General features: G+C 67.8%; 20 protein-coding genes. 12 read left to right on the forward strand and 8 right to left on the reverse strand.

The genetic code is table 11. From position 1 onward, the window contains the following. The first annotated feature begins 12 nt into the window (after nucleotides 1–12). Genes BEMPMBAN_RS14200 through BEMPMBAN_RS14210 form a run of 3 tightly spaced genes read left to right on the forward strand, consistent with a single transcriptional unit; the run spans nucleotide 13 to nucleotide 5,894 of the window. On the forward strand, nucleotides 13–1,755 hold the full coding sequence (locus tag BEMPMBAN_RS14200; protein ID WP_159231018.1) for an ABC transporter ATP-binding protein: 1,743 nt from the start codon (nucleotides 13–15) through the stop codon (nucleotides 1,753–1,755). Next, on the forward strand, nucleotides 1,752–3,668 hold the full coding sequence (locus tag BEMPMBAN_RS14205) for an ABC transporter ATP-binding protein (protein WP_159231019.1): 1,917 nt from the start codon (nucleotides 1,752–1,754) through the stop codon (nucleotides 3,666–3,668). The genes BEMPMBAN_RS14200 and BEMPMBAN_RS14205 overlap by 4 nt, the downstream gene beginning before the upstream one ends. A gap of 45 nt (nucleotides 3,669–3,713) precedes the next feature. Continuing rightward, nucleotides 3,714–5,894, forward strand: a complete 2,181-nt coding sequence (locus tag BEMPMBAN_RS14210) for a molybdopterin-containing oxidoreductase family protein (RefSeq protein WP_159231020.1) — start codon at nucleotides 3,714–3,716, stop codon at nucleotides 5,892–5,894. An 84-nt stretch (nucleotides 5,895–5,978) separates the two neighbouring features. Here the strand turns inward: BEMPMBAN_RS14210 and BEMPMBAN_RS14215 are convergent, their stop codons facing one another. Together BEMPMBAN_RS14215 and BEMPMBAN_RS14220 are read right to left on the reverse strand one after the other, a co-directional pair. Next, nucleotides 5,979–6,551: an ATP-binding transcription factor AbmR gene (locus tag BEMPMBAN_RS14215; RefSeq protein WP_159231021.1), complete on the reverse strand. Its 573-nt coding sequence runs from the start codon at nucleotides 6,549–6,551 to the stop codon at nucleotides 5,979–5,981. Nucleotides 6,552–6,625: 74 nt separating this feature from the next. Next, entirely contained in the window at nucleotides 6,626–6,829 is a 204-nt protein-coding gene (locus BEMPMBAN_RS14220; RefSeq protein WP_159231022.1) for a hypothetical protein, read from the reverse strand. Nucleotides 6,830–6,901: 72 nt separating this feature from the next. On the opposite strand from BEMPMBAN_RS14220, the gene BEMPMBAN_RS14225 reads away from it, so the two are divergent. Beyond that, nucleotides 6,902–7,831 carry an AIM24 family protein gene (locus tag BEMPMBAN_RS14225; protein WP_234897453.1) on the forward strand — a complete coding sequence of 310 codons (930 nt, stop codon included), beginning with the start codon at nucleotides 6,902–6,904 and terminating at the stop codon, nucleotides 7,829–7,831. Here BEMPMBAN_RS14225 and dtd read toward each other — a convergent pair whose 3' ends face one another. Together dtd and BEMPMBAN_RS14235 are read right to left on the reverse strand one after the other, a co-directional pair. Further along, nucleotides 7,832–8,275, reverse strand: a complete 444-nt coding sequence (dtd, locus tag BEMPMBAN_RS14230) for a D-aminoacyl-tRNA deacylase (RefSeq protein ID WP_159231024.1) — start codon at nucleotides 8,273–8,275, stop codon at nucleotides 7,832–7,834. It lies immediately after the preceding gene. 20 nt (nucleotides 8,276–8,295) lie between these two features. Next, nucleotides 8,296–8,976: a DUF305 domain-containing protein gene (locus tag BEMPMBAN_RS14235; protein ID WP_159231025.1), complete on the reverse strand. Its 681-nt coding sequence runs from the start codon at nucleotides 8,974–8,976 to the stop codon at nucleotides 8,296–8,298. Nucleotides 8,977–9,065: 89 nt separating this feature from the next. Between BEMPMBAN_RS14235 and BEMPMBAN_RS14240 the strand changes: the two genes are divergently transcribed. The 4 genes from BEMPMBAN_RS14240 to BEMPMBAN_RS14255 all read left to right on the forward strand — a co-directional run bounded on the left by BEMPMBAN_RS14240 (nucleotide 9,066) and on the right by BEMPMBAN_RS14255 (nucleotide 12,454). Continuing rightward, nucleotides 9,066–9,272 carry a heavy-metal-associated domain-containing protein gene (locus BEMPMBAN_RS14240; protein WP_159231026.1) on the forward strand — a complete coding sequence of 69 codons (207 nt, stop codon included), beginning with the start codon at nucleotides 9,066–9,068 and terminating at the stop codon, nucleotides 9,270–9,272. Continuing rightward, on the forward strand, nucleotides 9,269–9,445 hold the full coding sequence (locus tag BEMPMBAN_RS14245) for a hypothetical protein (protein WP_159231027.1): 177 nt from the start codon (nucleotides 9,269–9,271) through the stop codon (nucleotides 9,443–9,445). The genes BEMPMBAN_RS14240 and BEMPMBAN_RS14245 overlap by 4 nt, the downstream gene beginning before the upstream one ends. Beyond that, entirely contained in the window at nucleotides 9,442–11,655 is a 2,214-nt protein-coding gene (locus tag BEMPMBAN_RS14250) for a heavy metal translocating P-type ATPase (RefSeq protein WP_159231028.1), read from the forward strand. The genes BEMPMBAN_RS14245 and BEMPMBAN_RS14250 overlap by 4 nt, the downstream gene beginning before the upstream one ends. Nucleotides 11,656–11,797: 142 nt before the next feature. After that, nucleotides 11,798–12,454 (forward strand): TetR/AcrR family transcriptional regulator, encoded by a 657-nt coding sequence (locus BEMPMBAN_RS14255; protein ID WP_159231029.1) that lies wholly within the window; start codon nucleotides 11,798–11,800, stop codon nucleotides 12,452–12,454. Nucleotides 12,455–12,493: 39 nt separating this feature from the next. Here the strand turns inward: BEMPMBAN_RS14255 and BEMPMBAN_RS14260 are convergent, their stop codons facing one another. The 3 genes from BEMPMBAN_RS14260 to BEMPMBAN_RS14270 form a co-directional block, all read right to left on the reverse strand. Next, nucleotides 12,494–13,306 carry a glucose 1-dehydrogenase gene (locus tag BEMPMBAN_RS14260; protein ID WP_159231030.1) on the reverse strand — a complete coding sequence of 271 codons (813 nt, stop codon included), beginning with the start codon at nucleotides 13,304–13,306 and terminating at the stop codon, nucleotides 12,494–12,496. Then, on the reverse strand, nucleotides 13,303–14,373 hold the full coding sequence (locus tag BEMPMBAN_RS14265) for an NAD(P)H-dependent amine dehydrogenase family protein (protein ID WP_425294976.1): 1,071 nt from the start codon (nucleotides 14,371–14,373) through the stop codon (nucleotides 13,303–13,305). The genes BEMPMBAN_RS14260 and BEMPMBAN_RS14265 overlap by 4 nt, the downstream gene beginning before the upstream one ends. Before the next feature lie 85 nt (nucleotides 14,374–14,458). Further along, complete coding sequence (locus tag BEMPMBAN_RS14270; protein ID WP_159231032.1) at nucleotides 14,459–15,574, reverse strand: adenylate/guanylate cyclase domain-containing protein; 1,116 nt, start codon at nucleotides 15,572–15,574, stop codon at nucleotides 14,459–14,461. A gap of 44 nt (nucleotides 15,575–15,618) precedes the next feature. Here BEMPMBAN_RS14270 and BEMPMBAN_RS14275 point away from each other — a divergent pair, with 44 nt between their 5' ends. Next, on the forward strand, nucleotides 15,619–16,113 hold the full coding sequence (locus BEMPMBAN_RS14275; protein WP_159231033.1) for a DNA-deoxyinosine glycosylase: 495 nt from the start codon (nucleotides 15,619–15,621) through the stop codon (nucleotides 16,111–16,113). On the opposite strand, the gene BEMPMBAN_RS14280 is transcribed toward BEMPMBAN_RS14275, so the two are convergent. After that, a complete protein-coding gene (locus tag BEMPMBAN_RS14280; RefSeq protein WP_159231034.1) occupies nucleotides 16,103–16,942 on the reverse strand; it encodes an AraC family transcriptional regulator in 840 nt (279 codons plus the stop codon). The genes BEMPMBAN_RS14275 and BEMPMBAN_RS14280 overlap by 11 nt on opposite strands. Nucleotides 16,943–16,969: 27 nt before the next feature. On the opposite strand from BEMPMBAN_RS14280, the gene BEMPMBAN_RS14285 reads away from it, so the two are divergent. Genes BEMPMBAN_RS14285 through BEMPMBAN_RS14295 form a run of 3 tightly spaced genes read left to right on the forward strand, consistent with a single transcriptional unit; the run spans nucleotide 16,970 to nucleotide 18,354 of the window. Continuing rightward, nucleotides 16,970–17,443, forward strand: coding sequence for a VOC family protein (locus BEMPMBAN_RS14285; RefSeq protein ID WP_159231035.1), 474 nt, complete (start codon nucleotides 16,970–16,972; stop codon nucleotides 17,441–17,443). A gap of 10 nt (nucleotides 17,444–17,453) precedes the next feature. After that, entirely contained in the window at nucleotides 17,454–17,891 is a 438-nt protein-coding gene (locus BEMPMBAN_RS14290; protein ID WP_159231036.1) for an HIT family protein, read from the forward strand. A 4-nt stretch (nucleotides 17,892–17,895) separates the two neighbouring features. Further along, nucleotides 17,896–18,354 carry a nitroreductase family deazaflavin-dependent oxidoreductase gene (locus BEMPMBAN_RS14295; protein ID WP_159231037.1) on the forward strand — a complete coding sequence of 153 codons (459 nt, stop codon included), beginning with the start codon at nucleotides 17,896–17,898 and terminating at the stop codon, nucleotides 18,352–18,354. Nucleotides 18,355–18,500: the final 146 nt, after the last annotated feature.

Here is an 18,500-nt window from a genome sequence, read left to right on the forward strand (position 1 = left end):
GAAAGTAGCGGGATGCTCTGGGAGCTGCTCCGACGGCACGTGCGGCCGTACCGGCGGTTGCTTGCGGTGGTGGCGCTGCTCCAAGTCATCAGCACCCTCGCGACGCTGTACTTGCCGACGGTGAACGCCGCGATCATCAACGACGGCGTCGCACAGGGCAACCTGACACTCATCGTCGAGCTCGGCGGGGTGATGCTGGCGGTCACCGCGTTGCAGGTGGTGTGCGCCGTGGGAGCGGTCTACTTCGGATCGCGAGCGGCCATGAGCGTCGGCCGGGATCTGCGCTCGGTGATCTTCCACCACGTCACCGGGTTCTCCGCCGAGGAGACCGGCCGGTTCGGCGCCCCCTCGTTGCTGACCCGGACCACCAACGACGTCCAGCAGATCCAACTGCTGGTGCAACTCACCTGCACGATGCTGATCACTGCCCCGATCATGTGCGTCGGCGGCATCGTGATGGCGATCCACCTCAACGCCGGTCTGGCATGGCTGCTGCTGGTCAGCGTGCCGCTACTCGCGGTCGCCAACTACTGGATCGTGTCCCACCTGCTGCCGATCTTCCGCCGGCTGCAACGTCAGATCGACGGCATCAATCGGGTGATGCGCGAGCAGCTCACCGGCCTGCGGGTGGTGCGGGCGTTCGCGCGGGAGCCCTACGAGCGCAACCGATTCGCCGAGACCAACCGCGCACTGGCGGACACCGCGCTGGAGGCCGGGCGCTGGCAGGCGCTGATGCTGCCGGTGACCACGCTGGTGATCAACGTCTCCAGCGTGGCGCTGATCTGGTTCGGCGGCCAGCGCATCGACGCCGGCCAGATGCAGGTGGGGTCGCTGATCGCGTTCCTGTCGTACTTCATGCAGATCCTGCTCGCGGTGCTGATGGCGACGTTCATCCTGGTGGTGATCCCCCGTGCGTCGGTATGCGCGGAGCGGATCACCGAGGTGCTCACCACCACGCCGGCGATCACCAGCGACGAGACCGCGATCCGGCCCGAGCGGATCGTGGGTGAGGTGCGGCTGGAGTCCGCGACGTTCAGTTATCTGGGCGCCGAGCGTCCGGTGTTCGAAGATGTTTCGTTCACCGCGCGGCCAGGCACCACCACCGCGATCGTCGGATCCACCGGGTCGGGCAAGTCGACGCTGCTGTCGCTGATCTGCCGGATGTACGACGTGACGGGCGGTTCGGTGAGCGTGGACGGAATCGACGTGCGCGACTTGGACATCGAACGGCTCTGGTCTGCGATCGGGCTGGTCCCGCAGCGCGGGTATCTGTTCGCGGGCACGGTGGCCGAGAACTTGCAGCTCGGCGCGGCCCCAGGGCATGTGGCGGACGAAGACGAGATGTGGGAGGCGCTGCGGGTGGCCGCGGCCGACGACTTCGTCGCCGCCCACCCCGACGGACTGGGCATGCAGGTGGCCCAGGCCGGCATGAACTTCTCCGGCGGGCAGCGCCAGCGCCTGGCGATCGCCCGCGCCGTCATCCGCCGCCCCGCGATCTACCTGTTCGACGATGCGTTCTCCGCCCTGGACGTCCACACCGACGCACGCGTTCGCGCCGCGCTGCGCGAGGTGTCGGCCGCCGCGACGGTGCTGATCGTCTCGCAGCGCATCGCCACGGTCGCCGAGGCCGACCAGATCGTCGTCGTCGACGACGGCCGGGTCGTCGGTGCCGGTGACCACGCGCACCTGCTGCGCACCTGTTCGGCGTACCGCGAATTCGCAGATTCCCAGTCGGTCAACGCCGGTCAGACATGACCGGGCCCCTGGCACGACCGCTGCGCGGCGCCGAGCCGCCGGAGGTCCGGTCCCGCGACTTCAAGGGCTCCGCGGTCCGGCTGCTCAAGCGCCTGCTCCCCCACCGAAGCCTGACGGTGGCGGTGATGCTGCTCGGCGTCGGCGGCATCGCCATCGGGGTGGTCGGCCCACGCATCCTCGGCCACGCCACCGATCTGCTGTTCAACGGTGTCATCGGCCGCCAGCTCCCGGCGGGTCTGACCAAGGCGCAGGCAATCGACGCGGCGCGGGCGCGGGGCGACGACAGCTTCGCCGATCTACTGTCCGGGATGGACGTGGTACCCGGGCAGGGTGTCGACTTCGGCGCCGTGGCCCGCACACTCGCGCTGGCCTTGGCGCTGTATCTGGTTGCCGCCCTCCTGGTTTGGCTACAGGCTAGGATCCTGAACGTCGTCGTGCAGCGGACGATGGTCGCGTTGCGCGCCGACGTCGAGAACAAGGTGCACCGACTGCCCCTGCAGTACTTCGACTCGCGGCGGCGCGGCGAAGTGCTCAGCCGACTGACCAACGACGTCGACAACGTGCAGACGTCACTGTCGATGTCCATCACCCAACTGCTGACGTCGGTCCTGACGGTGTTCGCGGTGGCGGTGATGATGCTGACCATCTCGCCGCTGCTGACGCTGCTGACGGTGGTGACGGTGCCGCTGTCACTGTGGGTCACCCGTTCGATCGCGCGCCGGTCACGGAAACTGTTCGTCGCGCAGTGGCGCAACACCGGACGGCTCAACGCGCACATCGAGGAGACCTACAGCGGCTTCACGGTCGTCAAGACCTTCGGGCACCGCGCCCAGGCCGAGAAACAGTTCAGTGAGCTCAACGACGACGTCTACCGGTCCAGCTTCGGCGCCCAGTTCCTGTCGGGACTGGTGTCTCCCGCGACGATCTTCGTCGGCAACCTGAGCTACGTGGCGGTGGCCGTCGTGGGTGGGTTGCAGGTGGCGACCGGGCAGATCACGCTCGGCAGCATCCAGGCGTTCATTCAGTACGTGCGCCAGTTCAACCAGCCGCTGACGCAGATCGCGGGGATGTACAACACCCTGCAGTCCGGGATCGCGAGCGCAGAACGGGTCTTCGACCTGCTCGATGCCGACGAGGAGCCGGTCGATTCCTCCGAGACGATGCCCGCGGTCGACGACGGGCGCGGTGTTGGACTCGGGGGGCGGGTCGAGTTCGACCACGTCTGGTTCGGCTACCTGCCCGACACCCCGGTCATCGAGGATCTGTCGCTGGTCGCCGAGCCGGGCACCACGGTCGCGATCGTCGGACCCACCGGCGCCGGCAAGACGACGCTGGTGAACCTGCTGATGCGGTTCTACGACGTCGACTCGGGGCGGATCCTGCTCGACGGCGTCGACATCTCTTCGGTGAGCCGCGCCTCCCTGCGCTCCCGCATCGGGATGGTGCTGCAGGACACCTGGCTGTTCGCCGGGACGGTGTACGACAACATCGCCTACGGCCGCCCCGAGGCCACCGAGGAGGAAGTGGTCGAGGCGGCCGCCGCGGCGTACGTCGATCGGTTCATCCACACGCTGCCCGACGGGTACCACACCCTTCTCAACGACGGCGGCACGAACATCAGTGCCGGCGAGAAGCAGTTGATCACGATCGCCCGAGCCGTACTGGCCCGACCTCAGTTGTTGATCCTCGACGAAGCCACCAGCTCGGTGGACACCCGTACCGAGGTGTTGATCCAGCATGCGATGAGTCGACTGCGCCGGGACCGCACGAGTTTCATCATCGCGCACCGGCTTTCGACGATCCGCGATGCCGACATGATCCTGGTGATGGAGGCCGGCCGGATCGTCGAACGCGGCAGCCACGCCGAATTGATCGCCCGCCGCGGTGAGTACTGGACGATGACGCAGGCCTGACTCCAAACGTCGGTTTAAGCGGATTGCTTCGTGCAGGATGACGACATGGGTACCCCGTCCGGCCGAAAGACCGTTCACACGTTCTGCCGGTACTGCCTGGCCTCGTGCGGCGTGGACGTGACCGTCGAGGACAACCGGGCCACGAAGATCTCTGCCGACAAACAGAATCCGCACAGCTGGCACGACTTCTGCGCCAAGGGACGCACCGCCGCACAACTGGTCGAACACCCCAGGCGGATCCTGACTCCGATGCGACGCGTGGGCGATTCGTACGTCGAGGCGACCTGGGACGAGGCCATCACCGACATCGCCGCGCGGATGAATGCCGTCATCGACGCCGACTGCCCGGACGCTGTCGGCGTCTACTACGGCAACCCGTCGGGCTTCTCGTCGTCCAACATCATCTTCATGAACGGCTGGTTGGATGCCGTCGGCACCCGCAGCCGGTACTTCGTCGGTTCGATCGACCAGAACGCGATGCACGTGGTGGCCGCGGCCATGTACGGGTCGATCCTGATGGCCCCCGTCTCGGACATCGACAACTGCGACTATTTCCTGCTGGTCGGCACCAACCCCGCCGTCAGCGCCTGGAACTGGCTGGAAACGGTGCCGGGAGGCTGGCGTCGCGCTCTGGCGCGGCAGTCCCAGGGCGCCCAGATCGTCGTCGTCGACCCGTTGCGGACCGAATCCGCGCAGAAGGCGGACCGCCACCTGGCCGTGCGTCCCGGTCAGGACTGGGCGCTGCTGCTGGCGATGGTCAAGGTCATCCTCGACGAGGGGCTGGAGCACACCGAGGACTGCACCGAACTCGCCACCGGGGTGAGCGAGCTACGCGACCTCGTGGCGCAGGCCGACCTCGACGACCTGGCGCGCCGTTGCGACGTCGATCGGTATCAGATCGAAAGTGTGGCAAGAGATCTTGCAGCAGCACCACGTGCCATGGTGGTGACGCGCACAGGGGTGTCGCTGCATCTGGCCGGCACCGTCGCCGAGTGGCTCGGCCACGTGTTGAACGTGATCACGGGTCGGATGGACCGTCCCGGCGGCCGCCGGTACGAGCCGGGTTACGTCGACGCCATCAAGATGTCGGGCATGGTCAAGACCAGCCCGCACCGCAACAGGTTGTCGGGGCGGGAGATGGTGGCCGGCGCCCACGCGCTGTCCGAACTGCCCGCGGAGATCACCACTGTGGGTCCCGGTCAGATCCGGGCGATGGTGATCAACTGCGGCAATCCGGTGGTGTCCGGGCCCGATGGAGCCCGCCTGGACGAAGCGCTGTCGCAGCTGGACCTGCTGGTCGCCATCGACTTCGTGCAGCGGGAAAGCCATCGTCACGCGCACTGGCTGTTGCCGGCGGTGCACTGGCTGGAACGCGACGACCTGCTGGCGTTCACCAGCAACATGCACGACGAGCCCTACCTGCAGTACGGCGCCAAGGCGGTCGAACCGCCGCCGGGCGCACGTCAGGAATGGCGGATCTTCGTCGACCTCGCGATCGCCATGCGCAAGCCGCTGTTCCGGGCCAGAGGGCTCAACGGCTTCATCGGGGCGTCCCGCCGGGTCGCCCGGCTGACGGGCCGGCCGGGCCTCGAGTTCACCCCGCACTGGATCGACCGGCTGGTGGTCGCTACAGGACGAAAGTTCAACGGGCGCAGGATCAAATGGCGCGACATCCTGGCTCACCCGCATGGTTGGGTGCTGGGGCCGCGGGAGTTCGGGCATTTCAGGCGAGCGCTGCGCACGCCGGACAAGAAGGTGCACGCGGCGCCGGCCGAGTTCGTCGCGCGGACCGAGGAGCTGCTGGCCGAGCCGCCACCCGAGGCGCCTGTGGACTATCCGTTCCAACTCGCCAACCGGCGCCACCGGCACTCGATGAACTCGTGGCTCAACGAGTTGCCCGGCCTGCACCCGGCGGGCAAACGCAACGAGGTACTGCTGCATCCGCTGGACGCGGCGACACTCGGCGTCGGCGATGGCGATCCGGTCAAGGTGTTCTCTGCGGTCGGCGAGATCGAGCTGACGGCATCGCTGAGCGAGCGTCCCCGTCGTGGCGTGGTGGTGGTCGACCACGGTTGGGGCTCACGCGTATTCGACCCGCGCGGGGGCGCCGAGCCGGTGTCCTTCGGCGTCAACCGGAACCTGCTGGTCGACGCCGGACCGGTGGACCCGTTGTCGCAGACCTCGGCGTTGAGTTCCTGCTACGTGGGCGTCAAACCCCTGACCTGATCTGCCGGAACGGTATTCCAGCAGCACTTTTCCGCGTGGGAGCCTGCTGGAATACCGTTCCGGCGGGGTCTAGACCTGCGGGGTCTAGACCTGCGGGCCTGCTGCGCGCAGGTCGTCGACGTTGCGCATCGCCTCACGCAGATCCGCGAGCCATTCGTCGGCGTGCTCCCCGACCAACCGGACCGACCATGCCAGCGCGTCGGAGCGGGACCGGGCCACGCCGGCGTCCACCAGTGTGTCGAGCACCTGGCGTTCCGGTTGCCGCAGCCGGGTCATCACCGGTACCGCCATGTGGGTGAACAGGATTCGCTCGGGAGCGGCGCCGGTCGCCGCGATCTCGACACCCCACGCCACCTTGCGGCCATACCGCGCCTCGGCTTCATCGGCAATGCGCATCCGTTCCGTGCGGGTCTGCTCACGGAACCGCGCCGCGCGACCCGACGCGCGGGCCTCGCTCTCGGAACTGTCGGCGCCTTCGGGCAGCCGGCCGATCACGGTGATCTCTTCTCGGTCGACGACGACCTGTGGGTCACCGGCGAACCAGTCCTCGGGCATCCGACCGGCGAACCAGTCGGCGGCGTCGGTTGCATCGGGTTGGTCGGCCTGCTGCCAGCCGCCGGAACGTCCCGGCCTCCGGCTGTGGGGATGGTGTCTCATGATTACATGCTTACACTGTTGCACCGCTGGTGGGCGGCAGTTCGCCGTCGGCGAAACGATGGCGAGAGCCGACGTCAGCGGCGCTTGGTCAGCACGGCCGCGCCACCGCCGAGCACCGCGGCGATCAGCAGCAGCGCCGCCCACCCGGCACCGAAAAGCCACCACACGACACCCAGCCCCAGCAGCACCGGCGACAGCGCGAACAGCACCATGCCGGGATGTTGTCTGATCACCGCGAGGGCGCCTTGGGCCCGCTGACGGTCAATTTCCTTTGCCATCACCCAAGGATGCCAGCCGCCGGCCTCGCGCGGCATAGTGTGGGAAGCCGGTCAAACGTCAAGGAGGCAGCGGTGACAGGACCCGGACAAGGCAGCTGGCAGCCCGACCCCGAGGGCCGCTACGAATACCGGTGGTTCGACGGGCAACAGTGGACCGATCAGGTCTCCCAGCAGGGCCAGGTGATCCGTGCGCCGCTCGGCGGCGGCGGACCGGGTCCGCAGGCGGCGCCGCAGGACCGCGGTCAACAGACGGCCCAGCACGACCAGAGCCAGCACCAGGGCAGACACCAGGGCCCGGCGCAGCCCGATCAGCCAGGCGGCGGCGACGGATTCGCCGGCATCACCGGGGACCTGATCGACGGGCGGTTCAGCGAAAAAGAAGACAAGGCGATCGCCAACCAGAACTCCAGGCTGCTCAGGGTGCGCCTCGGTGAGCCGTTCATGGCGCGGCAGGGATCCATGGTCGCCTACCAGGGCAACGTGGATTTCGCCTTCGAGGGTGGCGGCGCCTCGAAGTTCATCAAGAAGGCGCTCACCGGCGAAGGGCTGCCGCTGATGCGCTGCTCCGGCCAGGGAGACGTGTTCCTCGCCGAGCGCGCCAACCACGTTCACCTGCTCAACATCACCAATTCGGGGTTGTCCATCAGCGGCAAGAACGTGCTGGCGTTCTCGTCGAGCCTCGACTGGACCATCGAGCGGGTCAAGGGCGGCAGCATCGCGGCCGGCGGCTTGTTCAACACGATGCTGCGGGGCACCGGGTGGGTTGCGCTCACCACCGACGGGCCGCCGGTGGTGCTCAATGCCGCCGAGGCCCAGACCTTCGCCGACACCAATGCCGTGGTCGCCTGGTCGGCAAACCTGCAGACGCAGCTGAAGACGAGCTTCAAGGCCGGTGCCCTGATCGGCCGCGGCTCCGGTGAAGCGGTGCAGGTGTCGTTCTACGGCAACGGATTCGTGATCGTGCAGCCCTCCGAAGGTGTCCAGATCACCGCCGCGCAGTAGTTACAGCTCCAGCAGCAGGGTCACCGGGCCGTCGTTGACGAGCTCGACCTGCATGTCCGCGCCGAACACGCCGGTCTCGACCCGGGCACCGAGCCCGGCCAGCGCCTGGGCGAACGCATCAACGAGCGGTTCGGCGACCGCCCCCGGCGCCGCTGCGTTCCACGTCGGGCGTCGCCCCTTGGTGGTGTTGCCGTACAGCGTGAACTGACTGACCACCAGGATCGGCGCCCCCACATCACTCGCGGATCTCTCGTCGTCGAGTATCCGTAGTTGCCAGAGCTTTTCGGCCAGCTTCTGCGCCTTGGCGACGTCGTCGGTGTGGGTGACCCCCACCAGCGCGAGCAGACCCTGACCGCCGGGCCGGATCTCGGCGACCGTTTCGGCCGCCGAGCCGGCACCGACCGTCACGCGCGCGGAGGTGACCCGCTGGACGAGAATCCTCATGCCGGCGATGCTGCCATGCGCTACATGGAATCCAGGATCTGCCTCATCGTGTCGATCTCACGCACCTGGGCTTCGATGATCTCGGTTGCCAGCGCAACGGCGGGCGCGAACTGACCGGCGTCGATCTCGGTCTGCGCCATCGTCACCGCGCCCTCGTGATGCTCGATCATCCCGGTGAGGAACTGCCGACTGGCATCGGCGCCCTGGGCCTGGCGCAGCTCGTCGAGCTGCTGGTCGGTCATCATTCCCATCGCCTCGTGCACGGACCCGTGCATGGGCTGATCGCCGGGCATGTCGTGCCCCTCGTGCCCGGACGGCGGCGGAGCCGTGCCCCACTCCGCGAGCCAACCCCTCATCGTCTCGATCTCGGGCCCCTGCGCGGCCTTGATCTGGTCGGCGAGCTCGGTGACGCGCGGGTCGATGTCCTCCTTGGCCAGGATGATGTCGCTCATCACGATCGCCTGCTCGTGGTGGGGAATCATGTCGCGGGCGAACGCCACGTCCGCGTCGTTGTGCACATCCGCGCCGTGCACATCACCGTGCTCACCGTCGTGCCCGTCGGCCGCTTGCGAGGTCGACTCCTGCTGTGGGGCTGCAGTGTCCTGCTCGGCGTCGGTGCCTTCGCCGCTGCAGCCCGCCATCAGCAGCACCAGGGTGGCACCCACGGCACCCGCTCCGACCTGCACACTGTGTTTCCGCATCCGTTCCTTGCTCCCTTCGAACCTCTTGAATACCCTAGGGGGGTATGGTACACAGGTGTCAAGCACGTCGTTCGCCCGAGAGGAACTCCATGGAATCCACCACTTTCACCGTCGCGGGCATGACATGCGCGGGGTGCGCCTCCTCGGTGCGCGCCGAACTGACCGTCATTCCCGGCGTCGTCGACGTCGGCATCGACCTCTCCAAAGGTACGGTGACGATCGACAGCGCCGAACCGGTGGACAGCCTGGCCGTCCGCGTAGCCGTGGAAGAGGCCGGCTACCAGTTGGCCGGATGACCGGCACCGCCATGAACGTCGTCTCGAGGATCGCGGTGTTCGCCGCCCTGCTCGTCGGGGTTTTTGCGGTCTCGGTCTGGGTCGGAGGCACCTTCGGCCCCGACCCCGGCTCGGTGCCACACGCCCCGTCGACGAACCAGCACCTGCCCACGCATGGTGAGGCCGGGCAATGACCTCCGTCGACCTGTCCATCAGCGGGATGACGTGCGCCTCCTGCGCGGCGCGGGTCGAAAAGAAGCTCAACAAGCTCGACAACGTGGTCGCCACCGTCAACTTCGCGACCGAGAAGGCCCGCGTGCAGTTCGGTGACGACGTCACCCCCGAGCAACTCGTGGCCGCCGTGCAGGCGGCCGGCTATCAGGCCCGGCTGCCGGAGCCGACTCCGACCTCAGAGGGCGCTGTCGACGACCCGACCGCGGCGCTGCGTCGGCGCCTCCTGATCTGCGTGGCGCTGTCGGTCCCGGTGATCGCGATGGCGATGGCGCCGGTGTTGCAGTTCACCTACTGGCAGTGGCTGTCGCTGACGTTGGCGGCCCCCGTCGTGGTGTGGGGTGCGTGGCCGTTCCACCGGGCAGCGTGGACGAACCTGCGGCACGGGACAGCGACCATGGACACGCTGATCTCGCTCGGCACGCTGGCCGCCCTCGGCTGGTCGGTGTACGCGCTGTTCTGGGGTACCGCCGGAACGCCGGGAATGACGCATGCCTTCGCGCTGACGATCGCCCGCACCGACGGCACCGCCAACATCTATCTCGAGGCCGCCGCCGGGGTGACGACGTTCATCGTCGCGGGACGCTATTTCGAGGCACGCGCCAAGCGACGGGCCGGCGCAGCCCTGCGGGCGCTGATGGAGATGGGCGCCAAGGAGGTGTCGGTCCTCAGGGAGGGCGTAGAGCACCGCATACCGATCGACCTGCTGGGTGTCGACGACGAGTTCGTGGTTCGGCCCGGGGAGAAGATCGCCGCCGACGGCGTGGTCGTCGAGGGCAGTTCGGCCGTCGATGCGTCGATGCTCACCGGCGAGTCGGTGCCGGAGGAGGTGCTACCGGGCGACCAGGTGGTGGGCGCGACGGTGAACGTCGACGGCCGACTGGTGGTGCGCGCCGAACGCGTGGGCTCCGATACCCAACTGGCCCAGATGGCTCGACTGGTCGAGGATGCGCAGAACGGCAAAGCACAGGCACAGCGCCTGGCCGACCGGATCTCGGCGGTCTTCGTACCGATCGTGATCGGATTGTCCGTCGCGACACTGGGTTTCTGGGTCGGCGCGGGCGCTTCGGCAGCGGCCGCGTTCACGGCAGCGGTCGCGGTGCTGATCATCGCGTGCCCGTGCGCACTCGGGCTGGCCACGCCCACTGCACTCATGGTCGGGACCGGACGCGGGGCGCAGTTGGGCATCCTGATCAAGGGGCCCGAGGTGTTGGAGTCCACGCGCCAGGTGGACACGGTGATTCTCGACAAGACCGGCACCGTGACGACCGGCACGATGACGCTGTTCGACGTGGTCGCCGCGGACGACGAGCAACCCGACGAGGTGCTCAGAATCGCCGGCGCCGCGGAGAGTCCGTCCGAGCATCCCATCGCCCGGGCGATCTCCGCCGGCGCCAGGGGCAAGCTCGGCGAACTGCCGCGGGTCGAGGCTTTCACCAATCTGCGAGGCCTGGGAGTCGAGGGGACCGTCGACGGCCACCCCGTGCTGCTGGGCCGGCTCAAGCTCCTGGCCGACCGATCCTACGACGTGCCTGACACCCTGACCCTCGCCGCGCACCAGGCGGAACTGGATGGCCGGACAGCCGTCGCGGTGGCGTGGGACGGGCGCGCCCGCGGGCTGCTGATGGTGGCCGACGCGGTGAAAGCGACTTCCGCCGAGGCCATTTCCCTGCTGAAGGGCCTCGGACTGACCCCGATCATGGTCACCGGCGACAACGACGCGGTGGCCCGTACGGTGGCGGCGCAGGTGGGTATCGACGAGGTGATCGCAGGAGTTCTGCCGCAGGACAAGGTCGATACCGTCAAGCGCCTGCAGGGTGACGGCAGGGTCGTGGCGATGGTCGGCGACGGCGTCAACGACGCAGCCGCGCTGGCGCAGGCGGACCTGGGGTTGGCCATGGGCAGCGGGACCGACGTGGCCATCGAGGCGAGCGATCTGACGATCGTCGGCGATGACCTGCGTGCGGTGCCTGACGCGATCCGGTTGTCCCGCAAGACGTTGAGCACGATCAAGGGCAACCTGTTCTGGGCGTTCGGATACAACGTCGCCGCTCTACCGCTCGCCGCGGCCGGACTGCTCAACCCGATGATCGCCGGTGCCGCAATGGCGTTCAGCTCGGTGTTCGTGGTCAGCAACAGCCTACGCCTGCGGGGGTTCACTCCCTCACGCTGACAACAGACTTCAGAACAACAGTGACCTCGAAGTTGACAGTTGATCTCACGTTCTGGAGACTGAGACCTCCGGGCGCGGCGATCCCGAATTCCGCTGAGAGGCATCCCGTCTCACGCCCCGAACATCGAACGCCGAGGTGAGCATGGCCACCACGCAGGAGCCCGGCGGCGGCACCACGACGGTCCCGCTGCGCAAGCGGCAGCGCAATGCGCTACGCGCCGACATCCAGCATGTCGCACTGCGGATGTTCGCTGAGCACGGGTTCGACAAGGTCACCACCGAAGCGATCGCCGAAGAGGTGGGCATTTCGCCCAGCACGTTCTTCCGTCATGTTCCGAGCAAGGAGCACCTCCTACTCGGAGCAACCCAGCGGGGTCGGGCCAAGATCGTCGCCAACTTCCACGCGCGCCCGCGCGACGAGGACGTCGTCGATTCCCTGGCAGCGGCGATCCTGGCCCGCACCTCCCAGTTCGTGGACGACGACGAGACCCTGGAACTGTGGCGTCGGGCGATGGCGTCGGCGCCGGCAGAACTGCGGCGAGCGTCCCTGCTCGACCGCGAGGACTACGACGAGTTGATCGGAGCGGTGGCACGCCGCTGGGACGACACCGTTCCCGCGGCGGACATGCGCGCCGGGGTGCTCGTGCGCGCGGCCGTCGCAGCGGTCGAGTACGCCTACGAGTGGTGGCTTGCCTACGGCCAGAGCGAATCCCTGCACGGGCTCACCGAGCAGGCCCTGCAGCTGGTGACCCGCGGGCTCGCCGGACCAGTCCCCCCGACCCGTCGCCGTCGGCGATGACGCGCCTGTGCGCGGCCCTGCTCCGGCGCCCGCCGTCGCTCACGCACCGCCGGCGGTTGGGCGCAATCGTGGTACCGGCACATCCATCGCCGGCCGTTCGCAACCGCCGTCGACGTGCAGCAGTTTGCCGGTGACCCACGCCGAGGCCGGAGAGCACAGATAGAGCGCAGCGCAAGCGATGTCCTTCGGAGTTCCCGGCCGGCGCATCGGGGTGTTGGCCTCGAACTGGGCCCGCAGTTCGTCATTGGTGAGCACCATGTCGAGACCCTGGGTGGCGACGCCGCCGACAATGATCCCGTTCACCCGCACCACGGGGGCGAACTCGGCAGCGAGGTTTCGGGTCATCTGGTTGAGGGCGGCCTTCCCCGCGCCGTAGGCCGCGAACGATGTCATCACCATGTCGGAGGCCCGTGACGAGATGTTCACGATCGCGCCGCTGCCCGCGGTGTCGACCATTGCCTGTGCGCCGAGCTGGCTCATCAGGAACGGCGCGGTGACGTTGAACTTCATCGCCATGTCGAAGAACTGCTCGGACGTCGCCATCGCCGGCCGAGGCCCGGTACCGCCGGCGTTGTTGATCAGGACATCGAGCCGGCCGTACCGTTCGACCGCAGCGTCGACGAGCCGGCGTCGGTCCTCCTCGGCCAGCACATCGGCGACCACCGCCAGCGCGCTGCCACCCCCGTCCGCGACCTCGGCGACGACTGCGTCGAGATCGGCCTCGGTGCGGGCCCCGACCACGACACTGGCGCCGGCCTCGGCCAGACCCAACGCGATTCCGCGGCCGATGCCCTGCCCGGCGCCGGTGATGACCGCAACGCGTCCATCGAGGCGGAATTCGTCGAGGATCACTTGGTGCGGCCCAGCCCGAACTGCGGTGCTGCGCGGCCGGCCAACAACGGCAGATCGAGGTAGGTCTTGATGCCGGGATCGGCGGCGACGACGTACGGGATCGCGCTGACGCAGTGGTTGGCGGTGACGACGATCCCCGGATTGCGAACCAGCCCCTCCTCGATGGTGTCGGGCTGCAGACCCTTGAACGTCAGCAACACATCGGGTTCGCCACTGATCTCCACCTCGAACCGCTCCCCCTCGGGCCCGAAACTCCAGGCCGGGTCGAAATGCTCCTCACCCATGAACCAGTTGACACTCGCGGTGACAACCGGCGTCCCGTCCACCAGGGCCCGCCAGTGGAACTTCCGCGCGGCGACCTGACCCGGCTCGATGACGCCGGCAGGGGTGTCGATCGGCGCGGTGGCCACGGCGACCTCCTGCACCGTCTCCAGTTCGGGATCGATGTCAAAACCCATCTCCGTCACGATCATCCGGACCGAGGCCTTGAAGCCCGCGGCCAGCAGGCCGACGATCGGGCCAGCCATCGCCTCTTCGGGCGTCACGCCGAACCCCATGATGTGACGCACGACGTCAGGCGCGTTGTAGGTGCGGATGTCGCTGAACTCCTCCGACCGCACATGTGTGACACCGGCGGTCAGCGCCGAGACCATCAGCGGAAACCGCTCGGTGATGCCACCCGGATGAATACCTGTGCCGTGCAACGTGCTTCGCCCCTGCGCGCAGGCGTCGAGGATGGCTCCGCAGTTCTTGAGATCCGGGTACACCCAGCCGACGGGGGTGACGACGTTCTTGCCCGACCGCAGCAGCGCCACCACCTCGTCCTCGTTGGGCAGCAGCGGACTGTAGACCACGCAGTCGGCGTCGAGGGCGAGTACGTCGTCCACACTTGTGGTCGCGCTGACACCGAGGGGTGCCAGGCCGATCAGCTCACCAACGTCCTTGCCGTGCTTGGACTCTGAGTGCACCCATGCGCCGACCAACTCGAGGTCGGGGTGCGCCAGCACCCCTTCGATCGCCGCCTTGCCCACGCCCCCGGTCGCCCACTGCACCACTCGAATCGCCATGGGGACCATTCAAGCCCCGTGTGACAGTGACTGTCAATATCAGAGTGTCTACCGCTACGGCGACTCCAGCGCTACGTCATTGCGGTCATTGCGCCCGGCGCGCCCTGAACGCTTTGACATCGGGCTTGATGCCCTTGAGGTGTTTCGCGCCGGCGAACGACCACATGAAGCGGTCGTCGTCGGCGATCGCCTCGCGCGTCGCCTCGGCCACCAGGACCGAGCCCGGCCGGGCGGCGCCCGTCACCCGGGCCGCCAAGTTGACGGGGCTGCCGAACCAGTCCCCCTCCCGGCTGACCGCCATACCGGTCGCGACGCCGACACGCAGCCGCGGGAACCCGTCGTCGCTCTCGGTGTCCTCGACCAGCTGCAGGACCGCGTCCAGCAGCGGCGCCGGGTCCGGGCTGACGAGCATCACCTCGTCGCCGATGGTCTTGATGAATCGCACCGGCCCGACCGCCACGTCGCGGGTCAGCAGGGCCAGCCGCTGCGAAAGTCGCTCGAGGTCTTCGGGTTGGAGCGCTTCACCCAGGCTGGTGAAGCCGACCAGGTCTGCGAACCCGATCGTCACCAGCCGCGCACCCGGCAGGTGCTGCCCCTCTGCGCGCTCCGTCGCGTTGACGGCTTCGGTCTCGATCGCGTGGCGCAACTGCAGCAACAGCACCTCCTCGATCATCGGGCCCAGCAGCGGCGCCACGTTGCCCACGAGCCTCTCGGAGGCCTGCGCGATCTCCAATTCGGTTGCGCCGGGACGCATCACGGCAGCCAACGCCGCATAGCGCATCGCCTCGGCGGCCCGGGAAAGGCCGTCGCCGAGCAGGCGGGTGATCTGCAACAGTTCATCGGGATGAATGCCCGCCTCGAGGAACTCCCGGGTGAACTTGGCCGACTCGGCGTCGGCGCGCAGGAAAACCGCAGCGTCGGGATCCTCGACCCGCGGCAAACCCATGGCACGCTGCATCCGCTGGAAGAGGTCGACATCGACCCCGGCCTTGGCGGCGGCCTCCCGCGCAGAGATGTACTGACCGTCGTCGCCGATGACCCGCCGCGACGCCAGCATCATCGGTGCCGAGGTACCGCGGATCTGCTCGACGCCGACACCCCGCTCGATCAGCCAGGGGATCAGCTCGGCACGCTCGGCCCGCGCCGTCCCCTCGAGCCCGTCGAGCAGTCCGGATGCCTCGAGATCGACGTCGTCACCCACCCGCCCAACGTATACGGCTCGCGCCGGTGCGATAGACAGGAACGATGACGTCGCCGACGCTCGAGAGCTTCCCGCCGCTGGTCGCCACAGGTGCGCGCATCTTGATCCTCGGCAACATGCCCGGTGTCGCGTCGTTGCAGGCGCAGCAGTACTACGCCCACCCGCGCAACGCGTTCTGGCCGATCACCGGCGAGCTCTACGGATTCGACCCCGCCGCGCGGTACGACGATCGCGTGGTGGCCCTGACCCGTGCCGGAGTGGCCGTGTGGGACGTGCTGCGGTGCTGCCGACGAGTGGGCAGCCTGGATTCCGCCGTCGAACCGGACAGCATGGTTGCCAACGCCTTCGGTGCGTTCTTCGCGGCGCACCCGACGATCACGCAGGTGTTCTTCAACGGTGCGGCAGCAGAAAAGAACTATCTGCGTCTGGTCGGCGTCGATCCGCAGATGCGCTATGTGCGCCTGCCTTCCACCAGCCCGGCGCACACGATGTCGTTCGCAGACAAGCTCGCCACCTGGCGTGAGGAACTCACCGCCTGACCGCGCCGTACGTCGCGGCGTACTCCCCCGGCGTGGTGCCCAACATAGTGCGGAAATCGTTGATGAAGTGGGCCTGGTCATACCAGCCGAACCGAACTGCCAGGTCGGCGAAATCGATGTCCGGGTCCGTCTCGATCTTCAACGCGGCATTCTGGAGGCGGTACCGGCACAGAACCCATTTGACCGGCACGCCCACATGACGTCGGAACACCCGTTGCGTGGTGCGCGCACTCCACGGCGAGTGAGCCATCACCTGCTCGACTCGGTGGATGCCGGCGTCTTCCCGGATCCGGTCGATGAGCGGCGTCAGCGCCGCGAAGATGGCGTCGGGGCGGCCACCCTGCGCAACCAACCGGTCGAGGCGGGTGGCTGCCGCGGTGGCGTCGTCGTCGAGTCGAATTGACGACCCGAACAGATCGTCGTCGACAGGCTGCACACGTCCGGTCATCGTCGATGCGTCACTGCCGAACCGGGCGGTGAAGCCGCCGGGCCGGAAGCGCGCGCCCACTACCGTGCCGCGCTCGCTGATCGTTGTCCGGAACACCCGCTCGACGACACCGTGGACCAGGGTGTTCGGCAGCCCAAAACCGTGGCGCGCAGCATCTTCGCCCCATTCATGGGTGATGTGCATCGACGGGAATGTGATGACGGTACTGGCGAAAGGCCGCTGTCCGCGCAGATCCCAAGAGACCGACCAGAAGTGCTCGACGAACCGTGAACTCTCGTCGCTCGGAGCCCACCGCTGCAGGTCATACACCGAGGAGCTCTTGGCACGCCCGACCACCCCGCGCACCGGCGGGTCAGGTGTCGCATTTTTCCAAGCGCGCACCAACCCGATGCTACGAGACTCGTCGGTATGACTTGCGAAGACATCCCCCGCGGATACACCAGCCTGACCCCATTCGTCTGCGTCGCAGGCGCGTCAGCCGCGATCGACTTCTACACCACGGTGTTCGGGGCAACTCTCGTCGAGAAGATGGACGGACCGGACGGCACCGTCGCTCATGCAGAACTTGACTTCGGCCGCGGCCGCCTTCAGCTCGGCGAACCCTCCGAGGCCTACGGCATCGCGGCACCCAAACCGAACAGTCGCGTGGTCACACACTCGACCGCCCTCTATTGCGCGGACGTCGACGCCGTCGTGGCCGCGGCCGAGAACCACGGCGCCACCGTCCGGGAAGCGCCGCAGGATTTCGCCACGGGCGACAGGTTCGCGTCGATCATCGATCCGTTCGGCCTCCGTTGGACCGTGATGACGCGAGTCGAGGACGTCTCCCCCGCCGAACGCGACCGACGGCTGGGTGAATGGTCTGAGCAGAACCTCAACTAGCTTGGACAGCATGCCCTGCGTGTTCTGCGCCATCGTCGCCGGCGAGGCGCCCGCCGTCCGTATCCACGAGGACGACGACTGCCTCGCCATCCTCGACATCCGTCCCTTCACCCGCGGCCACACCCTGGTCTTTCCCAAGCAGCACACGGTCGACCTCACCGACACACCGCCCGACACCGTGGCGGGCATGGCCGCGCTGGGTCAGCGCATCGCGAAGGCGGCACGCTCGTCGGGTCTGCACGCCGACGGCAACAACATCGTGATCAACGACGGCAAGGCCGCGTTCCAGTCGGTGTTCCACATCCACCTGCACGTGGTGCCGCGCCGGGCCGGCGACAAGTTCTCGTTCGCCAAGGGCATGCTGGTGCGCCGCGACCCCAACCGCGAGGAGTCCGGGCGGCTGTTGCGTGAAGCACTGGCGCGGATCGACGTCGGTGAGAAGGATTGACGACATGAGCATTGCACTGTGGTTGGAGAAGAACGTCGGCAGGCGGCTGCTGATGACGCACGACGCGCTCTACAAGGGCACCAACGGTCGGATCGGACACCGCATCCCGCTTCCCGGTGTCCCGCCCAGTCTGTTGTTGCACACCGTCGGCGCCAAGACCGGCAAGCAGCGCACCAACACCCTGTCCTACTTCCCCGACCGCGGCGACTACCTGGTCGTCGCCTCCAAGGGCGGCGACCCCAAGGCGCCCGGCTGGTACCACAACCTCAAGGCCAACCCCGACGTCGAGATCAACCTGGGTCCCAAGCGTCTGGCCGTCACTGCGACACCGGTGCTGCCCGACGATCCCGACTACGCCCGGATGTGGTCGCTGGCCAACACACAGAACTCCGATCGCTACAACGGCTACCAGAAGCGGACGTCACGACCGATTCCGATCGTGCGGCTCACGCCGAAACCCTAAAGCGCGTCGAACAACTGGGTGCGGTCGAGGCGGCGTAGCAGTGGGCGATCTGGCTGAGGTAGAGGAAGCCTTCGTGTGCGTTGAGGGTGACTTCGTAGTGGCGGTCGAGTCGTCGGCAGTGGTTGATCCAGCCGTTGGTGCGTTCG

The organism is Mycolicibacterium austroafricanum, assembly GCF_902705885.1.
Taxonomy (GTDB): domain Bacteria; phylum Actinomycetota; class Actinomycetes; order Mycobacteriales; family Mycobacteriaceae; genus Mycobacterium; species Mycobacterium vanbaalenii_A.